Source organism: Natronospirillum operosum (assembly GCF_004768465.1).
Taxonomy (GTDB): Bacteria; Pseudomonadota; Gammaproteobacteria; order Pseudomonadales; family Natronospirillaceae; genus Natronospirillum; species Natronospirillum operosum.
The window spans coordinates 112,392-125,115 of sequence record NZ_SRMF01000007.1; the positions used below are offsets into that span (position 1 = coordinate 112,392).

Sequence of the window (12,724 nt, forward strand, 5' to 3'; positions counted from 1 at the left end):
ATTGGGCGTGTTGAGCATTTACCGTTGCTTGATTACCGCCAGTCAGGGAACAGAGGTTCTCCCTGTTCCAGCAAGGACTTCAGACTGGAGAGGATGGCCGGCCAGCCCACGCTGATGCCCTGCAGCACCTTGCTGCCAGGCTCGAACTGGTCGTGAACCAGTTTCAGGCGAACCTTGCCCATGAACTCGTCAATCTCGAAGGTGACGCGTGACGGCGGCTCGGGGTTGTCGAGATCGACCTTGTCGCCTTCATAGCCGGGCATTTCATCATCGGTTGCCGGGTCAAAGGTATAGGACAGTCGTTTTGGTGGGTTGGCTTCCAGCACCTTGCCGGCCCAGTCCAGCGAACCATCATCCTGCAGATGCTTCACTTCCGAGCCTTCCTGCCAGTCCGAGGTGATGCTGCGGCCGCCCCAGTACTGGCGGGTGAACTCACCGTTGGTCAGCGCCTGCCAGACCTTCTCTGGGGTGGTATCGATATAGGTGACATAGACAAATTCCGGTTTTTTCATTTTTTTGATCCTCGTTCTGATTGTTCGTCGGGTTGTTCTTCCAGCGCTCTGGTGAGCGTTTCCAGCGCTTGCAGGCGGTCACGCTCGAACTTGCCGATCCAGCGTTCGTGGATTTGCTGAATCGGTACCGGGTTCAGGTAGTGCAGTTTCTCCCGGCCCTGCCACATGACCACGACCAGATTGGCCGCCTCCAGCAGCGCAATGTGCTTGGTAACCCCCTGGCGGCTGATGCTCATGCGTTCGCACAGGTCGCCCAGCGTCTGGCCGTTGTGCGCGTGCAAACGATCAAGCAGCTCGCGTCGGTGAGGGTCGGCCAAAGCCTTGAAAACAGCATTCATATCGTCAGTCATGGGGACATTATGCAACTAAATGGTTGCATGTCAAGGTATGGATGAAACCAGAGTGAGTTCCCGATCAGAATTGATTTACTGGGCTTTACGGCCTGGGGTCATCCGGGCTGCTTCGAGCACTGGTACAGCAAGTGAGTGGCCTTGGCGCCATCCCGGACACGCAGTTTTTCCAGATGCACCGAGCCTGGCGTGATGTTGTCGAACAGGCGGGTGCCGCCGCCAAGAAGAACCGGAGCCACATGCAGGTGCAGTTCGTCCAGCAACCCCTCGGCAAGGTACTGCCGAATGGTCTCAGCGCCACCCATCACACCGACGTCTCGCCCGGCAGCAGCCTCCTGAGCCTGCTCCAAAGCCGCTCTCAGGTCTGACACGAAGGTGAAGGTGGTGCCGCCGTCCTTGGAGATTGTCTGCGTGGGCCTGTGGGTCAGAACAAAACAGGGCTTGTGGATAGGCGGGGTTTCACCCCATTCCTCGATGGAAATATCAAAGGTGTTGCGCCCCATGATCACAGCGCCTTCCCGGGCCGAGGACTCTTCAAGCACCTCGGCGTCCACTGAATCATATGCAGAGGCGAAATCGGCATTGTCGTCATTGACGTCATCTCCATACCAGATCAAATGCTCACCCCCTTTGCCAAGGGGGTCACTCTTGCTGATATGTTCACCTGCGACAAATCCGTCCAGGCTGATGTCTATGTCTGCAAACACCTTGGCGGTATGAGTAGCCATCCTGTAGTTCCTCCTGATTGTACTTGGCTGTTTGTCGGGCCAGACACTTTAGTGTTCTGCTCTGGTCCCGTCGTATCAATGATTCGGACCATATGGTCTACAAGGTGACAGACGATGCGCTCTATATTATTGCCCACCTTCGTTACCATTGCTGAAGGTTACTCTAGCACCACACCAGCCCCTTATAAGGCGCCTCCTTCAGCGCCTCCAGCCGGGAGGCAAGGCTGCCGCTGTGCAGTTCCAGTTGATGCCCGTCCGGGTCAAGCAGGTATATGGAGTCGCCCTCGCTGGTGTTCTGCTTCCATTCGGTGACACCGGCTTCCCCGAGTCGTTCACGCAGTATGGGCAACTGGTCGTCGCTGACACTGAAGGCGGCATGGGTGTAGTCCCCGGCCGGCCGTGGTTCTCCCAGACTCAGGCACAGCCAGCAATCTCCTGCTGTCAGGTAGGCACCGCTGTCCCAACAGACATGCAGTCGCAGGCCGAGCAGGTCGGTATAGAACCCGATGGATCGGTTCAGGTTGCTGACGGTGAAGGTCAGGTGGTTGATGCCGGTGATCATGATGAATTACCCCCAATCCAATTCGTCTCCAACGGGAAGCGTATCAGACCTTGTCGGGACGCACCGCAATCTTGCCCAAAAACGGTAGCACAGGGGATCAGGGGTTGCGGCACGACTATACTGTAGCACTGGTGATTCAATGTCGGGTGTACACCATGAAAACCGGTTCCTGTCTCTGCGGCGCAGTCGCCTATGAAGTGCACGGCCCGTTGCGTGCGTCTATTGCCTGCCACTGCAATATCTGCCGCCGGCTGACCGGCCATTACTGGTCGGCCACTCAGGCGCTGACCCGTGATATTCACCTGCGGGAAGACCGTGGCCTGAAGTGGTTCGACTCCTCCGACATTGCCCGGCGAGCGTTCTGCCAGCACTGTGGCTCCAACCTCTTCTACCGCGAGCATGGCAGTGACTATACCTCCATCGGCACAGGCACACTGGACAAACCCACCGGCCTGCAGACCGAAAAACACATCTGCCTCGACGAAAAGGGCGACTATTACGAGGTTGTCGGGGCCGGGGAGACGACTGGCCGTGACAACAAATAGGCCTCCCGAGACAAACTGTCAGCATCGGTCGCACTATTATCCGAACGTCAGGGCTAGAAACGTGCATTCGGAATCAGCAGGACCTTGCCGGTGCTTTTGCCCTGTTCGAGATGATGGTGGGCGGCCCTTCCCTCTGACAGTTTGAATCTGGTTGGAGGTCTTGCCTTGATCTGTCCCCTTTCCAGTCGACTGAACAGTTCCCGCGCGCGCGATAGCCGCTCGTCTCTGGAGTTCAGGTGATTCCACAGTTCACCCACGCCAAGCCGGATACCGCGTGTCATGAGATCCTTGATATCGAAATCCGAGGGGTATCCACCAGCAGTGCCGTAGGTGATCAGATGGCCCTTGTCCCGAGTGGCCGCAAGAGACTGTGTCAGTGTAGAGCCGACACTGTCGAAGGCAGCATCCACACCCCGGCCTTCAGTAAGAGACAGGACCTCCGATACCCAGTCATGATCCAGCAGCACGACGTGATCGGCCCCGGCGTTGCTGACAATATCTGCTTTCTCCGGGCTTCTGGTCAGGCCTATCACCCGGGCCCCATGCAACTTGCAGTACTGAACCAGAAGCTGGCCGGCGCCGCCGGCCGCCGCGTGCACCAGTATGGTATCGCCAGGCTGAACGGGGTGGGTGTCCATGCTGAGGTATTGGGCTGTCAGCCCCTGCAACAGCACAGTGGCAGCCAGCTCCATATCGACCTCCTTGCCCAGTGGTATCAACTTCGTCTCGGGAACGGCCACATACTCGGCATTGGCAAAGGGGGCGTCCGCGAAGCCTACGCGGTCTCCGACGGAGAACCCGGAAGCCCTGGCGTGGACAACGACGCCGGCACCTTCATAGCCGTTGATGAAGGGAGCCTTGCCTTGAATGGCGACGGCACCTGTTCGTCGGTGGATATCGGCGTAGTTGAGCCCGATGGCATGCATCTGGACCAGTACTTCTCCGTCGTTGACGTCGGGAACCGGAACCGAGCGGTACTCCAGCACGTCAGCGGCTCCGAAATCGGAAAACGTGAGTGCCTTCATGGTTTGTTCGCGCATCATTCTCTCCAGAGTGAGGCTTCTGCATCACGGTTTGTGGACTGTTGGTTAACACGTCGCCATCCTAATTGGCTGACACTGGATATATAATTGGCCGGATTTGATAAATTAAGTTTCCAAATTGGAAACCAGCTGTGATGACAAACTCTTCGCAGCGCTCGAGAATAGGCCGGAGCTTCGACTGATGAGTGATGATTTGCGAACCTTCTGCGCGGTAGCAGAAGCTGAAGGTTTTTCGGCAGCGGCAAACCGGCTGGGAATCGGCAAGGCTGCGGTCAGCAAGGCAATCAAAAGGCTGGAAACCCAGTTGGAGACCCAACTGTTTCATCGCAGCACACGCCGTATCAGTCTGACCGAGGCCGGAGAAGCCTACTATCACCATGCCCGGCTCGCCATCCAGCAACTCGATGCCGCCGCCGATGCCGTTTACAGCCTCGGGCAGGAGCCGCGCGGTAGAATCAAGCTGACGGCTCCGATGTCCATCGGGCTGGCACAGATCACACCGATAGTCGCTGAGTTCCTGGCGCAGTTCCCCGGGCTGTCCATCGACCTGCACCTTGACGATGATCGGGTTGACCTGATTGGCGGCGGGTTTGATCTGGCGATTCGGGTCGGCTCTCTTCCCGACTCCGACATGATGGCCCGGCAGCTTGGCTTCCTTGATTCTGTACTGGTGGCGTCGCCGGAGTATCTGGCTCGCCGGGGCTGGCCGTCCGGTCCGTCATGCCTGGCAGATCATGAATGCCTTGTGTACAGCAACGAGCGGTACGCCGAAGAGTGGGTATTTCAACGCCATGGAGCCACTCAGGCCGTAGACATAACCCCCCGCTTTCGGGTCAACAGTGCCATTGCGCTGCACCGGGCTGCCGTCCTTGGCGGTGGCATAGCCCGGTTACCCAGGTACCTTGCGCGCGAATCGCTGCAAACCGACAGCCTGGTTCTGCTGCTTGCCGACTACAGGCTTGAGGCTCAGCCGCTGCATGTGGTCTATCCCGAACGACACTTCATTCCAGCAAAGGTCAGAGTGCTTGTGAACTTTATTCAGGACAAACTGGCTATCGGTTCACCGCAATAATTCAGGCTCCCGGCTCACGCGGTATTCGCCTGCAATAGTTCGCTGTTTTCTTCGGGCGCAGTCTCGGCCTCCAGCAACATGACGTTGCGCGCGTACAGAACCAGCCCGGTGAGGCCGAGGATCAGCAGCACGGCCACCCCGTAGACCAAACGGGTGGCCATGGCGAAGGCGTCCTGAGCAGCCAGCTCCAGAGACTGCCCGGTTGCAGGGTCCAGCGTCTGGGCAATGGCGATGGCACGCCCGACACTTTGTGTCGCCTGCGCGGCCAGCTCGGTCGGCACTTCGGTGGGCATGGCAAAGCCGATGCTGGTCTGATAGACCAGAATGGCCAGACTGCCACCTATGGCGAGCCCGGTGGTGGCACCGAGGCTGCCGGAGACTTCCTGAACACCCGCCGCCGAACCGGTCTTGTACACCGGTACGCTGTTCATGACCAGGCTGGCACTGATGGCGAAAATCGGCCCGCTGCCCAAGGCCATGATCGATTCGCCGACAATGACTACCGGCAGTGCCGTTTCGGGGGCCAGGAATGTGCCCATCAGCACGATCAGCGTTCCGACTACCACGGAAGAGGCGCCCAGCACGATGGCAAAGGCAGGCCGCATCCATTTCAGCAGGTTGGGCGCAAACGCCGTCGCGCCGACCTGGATGCTGGCCGGAATCGCCAGCAGCATACCGGCCTGCAGCGGCGAGAGGCCAATTACAGTTTGCAGGTACTGGGCAATCTGCATGTAGCAGGAAGCTGCCGCCACAAGAAACAGGAACAGTACGGACAGGGAAACGCAGAAACCGAACCTCCTGAACAGCGTTACATCAAAGAGTGGATCGGTCAGCTGCAGTTGCCGACGGACAAACAGCGTGCCGGTAACGAGGCCAATGCCAGCCATTGTCGCATAGAACCAGTGTATGCCCTGAGCCGCCATCTCCTGAAGGCCGTAGACCAGGGTTGCGATCGCCATCAGTGAGAGGCCAACGCTCTTCATGTCGACCTTGCTGGAGCCCTTGCCTTGAACCGCAGGCAGCAGGGGCAGCGAGATAGCCACAAAGAGAGTGACCGGCACATTGGCCAGAAATACCGCGCCCCACGAGAAATGCTCAAGCAGGAAACCACCAAATGGCGGGCCGAATGCGGTGCCGCCGGAAAACGCCGCCATGAACATGGCAATGGCCGTGGCAAACTCGCGCGGCGTGGGGAAGGCATGGCGCAGCAGTACCATGGTTGCAGGTCCGACGGTGACTGCGGCGATGCCGATCAGCCCGCGGGCGAAGATCAGAGTTTCGGGGTTGGGCGAATAGGCCGCGATCAACGAGAAGGTGCCGTAGGCCGCCATGCCGATCATCAGCAAACGACGCGCGCCAAGTCGGTCCGAGAAGGCGCCGGCGGTCAGCACCAGCCCGGCGCTCAGCAGATCCCCGATGTGGAGCGTCCAGAGTTGCTGTGTTGCGCTGGGCGCGAGATCTGCCGCAATCGAAGGCAGTGCCAGGAAGAGCACAGATATGTCAATCGCGGTCATGAAGACCGGGACCAACAGGATGGCGAGAACCAGCCATTTGCGTGTTGGGTTCATGTTAGAGTCCCTGCGTATTGTTCGAGTTCGCAGGCAGCCTAATTGTTGAAGTTAACTTTAATTCAAGCGTTGAGTGCTGCTTTTTTTGTAAAGATCACAGAAGCCCGCAGCATCAAGTCGGAAAAGGAGGCTGTAGATTGAACTTCGAAACCTGGACGCTCTTTGTGGGTGCCGTCATTCTGCTGATGAGCACACCCGGGCCAAGCCACCTGCTCATCCTGTCGAACAGCCTGTCCTCGGGTTTCCGCAGATCACTGATGACGGCGGCAGGCGACCTGACGGCCAATTTGATTCAGATGATCGTGGCCACGGCCGGCCTGGCATTTCTGATTCAGACCAATGAAGAACTGATCACCATCATCAAATGGGTCGGCGTGACCTACCTGATCATCATGGGGGTCATGGCGCTGCTGCGGCCCAAACCATTGCGTGTTCAGGCTGACAGCGATGCACCGCTCCGCAGCAAATCCTCCCTGTTCCTGCAGGGGTTCATTGTCTCCGCCGTGAATCCGAAGGCCGTCATCTTCTTTGCCGCGCTGTTTCCGCAGTTCCTAACCAGTTCCAGCCCTGTTTTGCCGCAGTTTGCGGCCCTGAGCGCCACCTATTTGATACTTGATGGACTCTTTCTGACGGCCTATGCCTTCCTGGCCTCAAAGCTGGCGCAATGGCTGGCAACAGACAACGCCATACTCAAGCGCGCTCCCGGAGCATTGCTTATAGCTGTTGCCCTGGCTCTGGCTGTGCGGACGGTCTAGCGCATTGGCCGCCGGATTCCAGCCGAAATCAATCGACTGCGGTGGCCTCGATCTCGAACATGAGTCCGGGCATGGCCAGCCGCGTGACGCCGAGTAGCGTCATCGGAGGCGCCGCCTGAACGGGCCCGAAGCGGGCGCCGAAGATATCCAGATGCTTCATGGCTTCGTCCACATCCGTGGTATAGATGCCGAGCCGCGTGATGTTGGTGAGGCCCATGTCGGCAGCGTTCAGCACAGCTTCCAGATTGTCGAGCGCGAGGGTGATCTGGTTCCGCATGTCTTGCAGATGTTGCGGGCTGCCTTCGGCATCGACGGAGGTCTGACCGGCACAGGTCAGCTGACGGCTGGCGCCCTCGATGATTTCGGCCTGGTTGTAGCCTAGGTTCAGTGACCATGACCAGGGATTCACGGGTGTTCTGTTCATGGGTTATCTCCTGTTGATTCTTGCACCCGGATCAGTTCCGAGCCTTCATGAACGGTGCATGACCGTGGAATCAACTGTGACACCGGGTACTGACAACCCTGTGTCAGGAGGTTTTACCGCCCCAATGCGCGGACAGCCTCGCCGAGTAGCTCTGCAGTGCCGCTCGGATGGCATCGCCATGAATGATGTCGACCTCGTCGATGTATTGCAGCAGCCAGCGCGCCATGTATTCCGGAACCGGGGTCAGAAACCGCATCCTGACGCCATCCTGCTGCCGCTCTTCATCGACAAAGCCGAACAGGTAGCGTTGCTCTTCCACAAACCGTGCCGCTCTGGGCGAGAACAGGACCTCCGTTTCCAGCAGTTCCTCCCGCCCGGGCTGCTCATTGAGATATTGCTGCAGAGTCAGGCGGCTGTGGCGGGCAAACTGCTCGGGCTGTGGGGCAAAGGACAGAATGCGGTCGAGTCGAAAGTCCCGATAGCCCTCGCGCAGCCGACACCAGGCAATAAGATGCCAGTGCCAGCTGTAGTAGAAGAGCCCTATGGGTTCGATCTGTCGTGTGGTCTGCTGCTGACTGCTCAGAGCGAGATAATCGATCTCAACCACCTGCCGACGCACCAGCGCACTGCGGCAATCACGCAACCAGCGATCGCTACCGGATGGCACACCTTCGCTGCCTGTTGAGGGCTCGGTTTGATCGTGTTGATTCAGCTCATCCAGCGGGAAGTGACTGCCGGTCGGAAATACTTCGATGTCGGCATCAAGTGAGCTCAGGTAATCCTTGTCGGAGCGGTCAATCACTGCCCGCACCTTGTTCAGTGCCTGCCTGAAATCCTGTAGTGAGTGGGCATCAAGGCCCGACACCAGCAGCCTCTCTCCGAGCAACAGTGCAGCGGTTTCATCCAGGGTAAAACTGACCGGAGGCAGGCGGTAGGACTTCTCGAGAAAGTAGCCGACCCCCGCCTCTGCGCCTATGGGAACGCCCGCATTTTCCAGCGTCCTGATGTCGCGGTAGATGGTGCGTTCGGAAACAGCAAAGTGTTCGGACAGGAAGCGCGCGGTGACAACCGATCGTGTCTGCAGCAACAATAACAGTGAGGTGACGCGATCAAATCGGTTCATCGTCGAGTTATAACATCAAACGGACGGTTGCCGTTTCTTGATTCTGCTCAGCGCGACCGGAGTGACCCGAATATAGCTGGCAATATCCTTGTCCGCCAGGCGGGCAGACAGCGCCCCGCGCTCTTCAATGAAGCGTCTGTAGCGCTCTTCGGCGGACAGCAACAGCAGTTCCTTCTCGCGGGTTTCCTTGCGAAACCCGTAGATTTCGAATGAACGCCTGAGCACCTTTTGCCAGGTGGGATGAGTCTCTGCCAGAGCGAGCAGAACCTGATAGGGCAGCTGCTCAACAGCAGCATCGCATGCCGCACAGGCAGAGAAACTGGTTCTGCCACCTGGCTCGAGCGCCGTCAGGCTGGCAAAGAATCTGCCTTCCTCTGCGAATGCCTTGATCCACTCCTTCCCATCAGCGGTCTCGTAGACCAGCTTGATGATGCCCTGGTGCACGAAGTAGACATACGGGTGCTGATCATCCGCCCTGAACAGGCGGTCACCGGTGCGCAGGCGCTTTACCCGAATCGCGGATTCGACCCGATGCCAGTCAGGCAAGGCGCCGGAACCCAGTTGCTCCAGTACGGTTTTGGCCATCAGAGTGGTTGCAATCACTGTCATGGAAATTAACCCGGGTTAACGACACGGCTCTGGTCGGGCGGCACACTCGCAAGAAAATGTGAATCTTTCGAGAGGTGCCAATGCAAACAATACTGCTACCGCCGGTCGTTTTCCTGTTGACCATCGTGGTGATGATTCTGCTCAATCAATATATACCCGTCGTGCGTTTCTGGGAAACTCACATCTGCTGGATAGGGGTGCCAATGATCGTCCTTGGCCTGATCATCGCCCAATGGCATGTGCGTCTGTTCAAGAAACTCGGAACCAACGTGAACACCTTCAAGGACCCCGACATCCTGACCACCGACGGGCTTTTCCGCTATTCGCGCAACCCCGTGTATTTGGGCTTCCTCATTGCCCTTGCCGGCGTCGGGATAGTGCTGGGTTCGGCCACGCCCTTCCTCGCATGGGCAGGGTTCGGCCTGCTCACGAACTATTGGTATATCCCCTTCGAGGAACGGGCCATGCTGCGGAAATTCGGTGCGGACTACGTCGATTACAAGCGCAGGGTCCGCCGCTGGCTCTGAACCCATAGGGTGCCAGGAGCGTCTGGCACCCTTTGTCCATTGATGGGTCTGGTTGGTGATACGGAGCCACATTGCCCCTGTTCAACTGAGCAGAGTCACCGCATTTTTGTTCAATACTTTGCCTTGGCGCAATTGCAAACTCCAGCAAAAGCCAGCCAGCAAAGCGAACAACCATGACAATTTCGTTGATTCTGCCCATGACAGCATTCGCCCTTGCGGCATCCATCTCGCCAGGTCCGGTGAACCTGGTCTGCCTGAGCAGTGGTACCCGCTATCCCCTTGCCAGGGGGTTGATCTTCGTCACCGGGGCCACCTTGGGCTTCATCGTGCTGTTTGTGGCCATCGGCCTGGGGCTCTACTCGGTGCTGGCGGTGGTGCCGGCATTCAATACGCTCTTGCGCTGGGCCGGCATACTATTCTTGCTCTATCTCAGTGTGCAGCTGTTCCGGGATGACGGGCAACTGCCGGATGGCCAGAACAGCAACGCCCCGGGTTTCATGACCGGGGCCATCATGCAGTGGCTCAACCCCAAGGCCTGGCTGGCGTCGGCTTCCGGTATAGCGGCCTACACCAGTGGCAACGACCTGCAGCAGATTCTCTTTTTTGCCGCGCTGTATCTGCCTGTGTGCTGGCTGTCGCTCGCCTGCTGGGTATACGCCGGCGCCTTCCTGCGGCGATACGTGCACCGTCCCGCAGTATTGGTCACCATCAACCGGGTGCTGGCCCTGCTACTGGTCGCCAGCTGTGTATACCTGCTGATTGAGTGAAGACTGCCGGTACTGGTTCGGCGTGGCGGCCACCAGCCGCTTGAAGGTGCGCTGAAAATGCGGCTGATCGGCAAAACCGGCATTCAGCGCCGCTTCGGCAATGGGCTTGCCGCGTTTCAGTTCGAGCTGCCCGAGCTGCACCCGACAGTTGATCAGGTACGCATGTGGCGTCAGGCCAAAATGCTGCTTGAACGCACGGATCAGATGGCCGGGGCTGTAACCGGAGCGTTCGCACAGGGCTTCCAGAGACACCTCTTCTGCCGCATGGTCCCGCAGGTAGTGGGCCAGTGACTGCAGGCTTGCGGATGCCCGGGGAAGCGAGGCGGCCGGCTTGTCGGCCAGTTCGCACATCAGGCTGGAGAGGTATTCAACCAGGGCTGTTTGCTTGTCCAGCAGGGCCCGCCCGGGGTCCGTCAGGCAGGCGGTCATGCGGCGATAGCCTGCATACCATTCCGGGTCCGTGATCATGGCGGTCTGGATATCCTGCCAGCAGCGCTGGTCCAGCAGGCCGGCCTCATGACGCAACTGCGCCAGCCAATCGGTGTCGACATACAGCATCAGGTAGGCCCAGGGCTGGTTGTCGACAGGGTTGCAGGCATGAACCCAGTGCGGGTTCATCATCACCAGGGTGCCGGCGCTGACTGGGAATCGGTCATCCCGGTACAGAAAGGTGCAGTTGCCCTCGGTGACCGCCCCCAGAGACCACTGGGTATGGCTGTGCAGCGCATAGCAGACCTTGCGCCCGTCCTCGACCTTGCGCAGCTCCACATAGGGCATGCGGGCGTCGCGCCAGAACAGGGGTTGGGTTGCATTGTTCATGATCGACTGGTGTCCTGTGTGGCTGTTTCAAGAGGCTGGAGTGTCCTGGCTGAACGTATTCAACCAGTTGTCGCCAATACGCTGCCAGATCGAACTGACATACATCTTTTCAGAGACCTGCGGTTGGCCATCCTGCAGGCGTGACCATACCGCAAGATAGGAAAACAGGACCAGGTCGTCGCGCATAACAGTCAGGCGCGGGGTTCTGAGCTCGTAGGCAGCCACGGTCGGGCCCTCGCTCAACTGACCGCAATGCTCCTGTCTGGTGGCAAATCCGCTTGGGTAAACCCCCAGAAAATGGTCGGCCAGCAGCGCCGCGTCGAGCTCGGCATTCCCGGTCCGCAACGCCTCCCATACACGAGTTTCCAGCGCCATGATTTCTTCGATTTCTACAGTGATTGTTCCACCATCCCTTTGATCTTATGTGCCTTTTCAAAATGATCGAGCTCGTGGGTCTGAATCCACCAGGTGGCCGCCTCCATCAGCAGTTCCGGGTCATCATTCCTGTTGGCAAAGAAGGCATAGAAGGAGACATTTACTGAATCACCCTTGGTGGCGATCTTCTTGTTACAGGTCTCGATCATCCTTGCTCTCAGTTCGCTTCGCATGTGCGGGTTCATTCCTTTTGGTCAACGGGTCAGAAATACTGCTTGGCGAAGGTTTTACAGGGCTCCAGCTGCCACGTGTGCCAGCGCACAGACCCCTTCGGCCTGAAAAAGACACTCTATCATCGCGTTAACCCTAAACAGCAAGAGGTAATGACATGAAAAACGTGATGAAGCTTGTTCTGGGCATGGCCGTTTCCCTGCCAGTGGCGCTGGTAGCGGCCAATGAAACCCCTACCGGTACCGGTATAGGGCCTTCTACCGGTGATCGTGAGTTCTCGATATCCGGTACCGGCAGTAATGATGCCAGCTTTGACGAGGGCACCTTTGGTATTGTGGCTGAACATGGCTGGTATCTCCAACCGAACATGCTCTGGGGGGTTCGCCAGAGCGTCAACTATGCCAGTATCGAAGGCGAGAGCCTGACCGATGACTACTGGAATGGTGCAACCAGCGCCTATCTTGACTATCAGTTTGGTGCCGAAAAAGTGCGTCCTTTTGTCGGCGGCAACCTCGGCCTGAACTACGGTGATAGCAGTGACGACAGCCTCTTCTCTGGTCTGGAAGGCGGTTTGAAATTCTATGCGCTGCCCAGCACCTTCGTGCAGACTCGTGCGGAGTATCAGTGGTTCTTCAATTCTGCTGATGACATCGGGTCGTCCTTCAGTGATGGCTCGTTCGAGTATACATTGGGTGTCGGCTTCAACTACTAGGC

19 protein-coding genes are annotated in these 12,724 nt (G+C 58.2%); 7 read left to right on the forward strand and 12 right to left on the reverse strand.

Features of this window, described 5'->3' with window-relative positions:
* Window positions 1-32: 32 nt before the first annotated feature.
* The 3 genes from E4656_RS15235 to E4656_RS15245 all read right to left on the reverse strand — a co-directional run bounded on the left by E4656_RS15235 (window position 33) and on the right by E4656_RS15245 (window position 1,590).
* Window positions 33-512, reverse strand: a complete 480-nt coding sequence (locus E4656_RS15235; protein WP_135484152.1) for an SRPBCC family protein — start codon at window positions 510-512, stop codon at window positions 33-35.
* Window positions 509-850 carry an ArsR/SmtB family transcription factor gene (locus tag E4656_RS15240; RefSeq protein WP_135484153.1) on the reverse strand — a complete coding sequence of 114 codons (342 nt, stop codon included), beginning with the start codon at window positions 848-850 and terminating at the stop codon, window positions 509-511. The genes E4656_RS15235 and E4656_RS15240 overlap by 4 nt, the downstream gene beginning before the upstream one ends.
* 110 nt (window positions 851-960) lie before the next feature.
* Window positions 961-1,590 carry a dihydrofolate reductase family protein gene (locus E4656_RS15245; protein ID WP_135484154.1) on the reverse strand — a complete coding sequence of 210 codons (630 nt, stop codon included), beginning with the start codon at window positions 1,588-1,590 and terminating at the stop codon, window positions 961-963.
* 23 nt (window positions 1,591-1,613) lie between these two features.
* On the opposite strand from E4656_RS15245, the gene E4656_RS20655 reads away from it, so the two are divergent.
* Window positions 1,614-1,745 carry a type II toxin-antitoxin system YoeB family toxin gene (locus E4656_RS20655; protein ID WP_276605983.1) on the forward strand — a complete coding sequence of 44 codons (132 nt, stop codon included), beginning with the start codon at window positions 1,614-1,616 and terminating at the stop codon, window positions 1,743-1,745.
* Window positions 1,746-1,753: 8 nt separating this feature from the next.
* Here E4656_RS20655 and fos read toward each other — a convergent pair whose 3' ends face one another.
* Window positions 1,754-2,152 (reverse strand): fosfomycin resistance glutathione transferase, encoded by a 399-nt coding sequence (gene fos / locus E4656_RS15255; protein WP_135484156.1) that lies wholly within the window; start codon window positions 2,150-2,152, stop codon window positions 1,754-1,756.
* 155 nt (window positions 2,153-2,307) lie between these two features.
* Between fos and E4656_RS15260 the strand changes: the two genes are divergently transcribed.
* Window positions 2,308-2,697: a GFA family protein gene (locus tag E4656_RS15260; protein ID WP_135484157.1), complete on the forward strand. Its 390-nt coding sequence runs from the start codon at window positions 2,308-2,310 to the stop codon at window positions 2,695-2,697.
* A gap of 53 nt (window positions 2,698-2,750) precedes the next feature.
* Here E4656_RS15260 and E4656_RS15265 read toward each other — a convergent pair whose 3' ends face one another.
* A complete protein-coding gene (locus tag E4656_RS15265) occupies window positions 2,751-3,737 on the reverse strand; it encodes a quinone oxidoreductase family protein (RefSeq protein WP_240753995.1) in 987 nt (328 codons plus the stop codon).
* A gap of 184 nt (window positions 3,738-3,921) precedes the next feature.
* Between E4656_RS15265 and E4656_RS15270 the strand changes: the two genes are divergently transcribed.
* Complete coding sequence (locus E4656_RS15270; RefSeq protein ID WP_135484158.1) at window positions 3,922-4,812, forward strand: LysR family transcriptional regulator; 891 nt, start codon at window positions 3,922-3,924, stop codon at window positions 4,810-4,812.
* Between the two features lie 14 nt (window positions 4,813-4,826).
* Here the strand turns inward: E4656_RS15270 and E4656_RS15275 are convergent, their stop codons facing one another.
* Window positions 4,827-6,380 (reverse strand): MFS transporter, encoded by a 1,554-nt coding sequence (locus E4656_RS15275; protein WP_135484159.1) that lies wholly within the window; start codon window positions 6,378-6,380, stop codon window positions 4,827-4,829.
* A 137-nt stretch (window positions 6,381-6,517) separates the two neighbouring features.
* Between E4656_RS15275 and E4656_RS15280 the strand changes: the two genes are divergently transcribed.
* Window positions 6,518-7,135, forward strand: coding sequence for a LysE family translocator (locus tag E4656_RS15280; protein WP_135484160.1), 618 nt, complete (start codon window positions 6,518-6,520; stop codon window positions 7,133-7,135).
* A 28-nt stretch (window positions 7,136-7,163) separates the two neighbouring features.
* Here E4656_RS15280 and E4656_RS15285 read toward each other — a convergent pair whose 3' ends face one another.
* From E4656_RS15285 to E4656_RS15295, 3 genes are all read right to left on the reverse strand, one after another.
* Complete coding sequence (locus E4656_RS15285; protein WP_135484161.1) at window positions 7,164-7,559, reverse strand: RidA family protein; 396 nt, start codon at window positions 7,557-7,559, stop codon at window positions 7,164-7,166.
* A gap of 103 nt (window positions 7,560-7,662) precedes the next feature.
* The gene (locus E4656_RS15290; RefSeq protein ID WP_135484162.1) at window positions 7,663-8,682 is read right to left on the reverse strand and encodes a helix-turn-helix transcriptional regulator; all 1,020 of its coding nucleotides are present in this window, start codon (window positions 8,680-8,682) and stop codon (window positions 7,663-7,665) included.
* 15 nt (window positions 8,683-8,697) lie between these two features.
* Entirely contained in the window at window positions 8,698-9,291 is a 594-nt protein-coding gene (locus E4656_RS15295) for a Crp/Fnr family transcriptional regulator (protein WP_205849233.1), read from the reverse strand.
* Window positions 9,292-9,371: 80 nt separating this feature from the next.
* Here E4656_RS15295 and E4656_RS15300 point away from each other — a divergent pair, with 80 nt between their 5' ends.
* Together E4656_RS15300 and E4656_RS15305 are read left to right on the forward strand one after the other, a co-directional pair.
* Complete coding sequence (locus tag E4656_RS15300) at window positions 9,372-9,818, forward strand: methyltransferase family protein (RefSeq protein ID WP_135484163.1); 447 nt, start codon at window positions 9,372-9,374, stop codon at window positions 9,816-9,818.
* A 173-nt stretch (window positions 9,819-9,991) separates the two neighbouring features.
* Window positions 9,992-10,585, forward strand: coding sequence for a LysE family translocator (locus tag E4656_RS15305; protein ID WP_205849234.1), 594 nt, complete (start codon window positions 9,992-9,994; stop codon window positions 10,583-10,585).
* Here E4656_RS15305 and E4656_RS15310 read toward each other — a convergent pair.
* Genes E4656_RS15310 through E4656_RS15320 form a run of 3 tightly spaced genes read right to left on the reverse strand, consistent with a single transcriptional unit; the run spans window position 10,547 to window position 12,012 of the window.
* Window positions 10,547-11,404, reverse strand: coding sequence for an AraC family transcriptional regulator (locus E4656_RS15310; RefSeq protein ID WP_135484164.1), 858 nt, complete (start codon window positions 11,402-11,404; stop codon window positions 10,547-10,549). The genes E4656_RS15305 and E4656_RS15310 overlap by 39 nt on opposite strands.
* Before the next feature lie 27 nt (window positions 11,405-11,431).
* Window positions 11,432-11,779 carry a nuclear transport factor 2 family protein gene (locus E4656_RS15315; protein WP_135484165.1) on the reverse strand — a complete coding sequence of 116 codons (348 nt, stop codon included), beginning with the start codon at window positions 11,777-11,779 and terminating at the stop codon, window positions 11,432-11,434.
* A gap of 14 nt (window positions 11,780-11,793) precedes the next feature.
* Window positions 11,794-12,012 (reverse strand): DUF6500 family protein, encoded by a 219-nt coding sequence (locus E4656_RS15320; protein WP_135484166.1) that lies wholly within the window; start codon window positions 12,010-12,012, stop codon window positions 11,794-11,796.
* A gap of 155 nt (window positions 12,013-12,167) precedes the next feature.
* On the opposite strand from E4656_RS15320, the gene E4656_RS15325 reads away from it, so the two are divergent.
* A complete protein-coding gene (locus E4656_RS15325; RefSeq protein ID WP_135484167.1) occupies window positions 12,168-12,722 on the forward strand; it encodes a hypothetical protein in 555 nt (184 codons plus the stop codon).
* The last annotated feature ends 2 nt before the right edge of the window (window positions 12,723-12,724 follow it).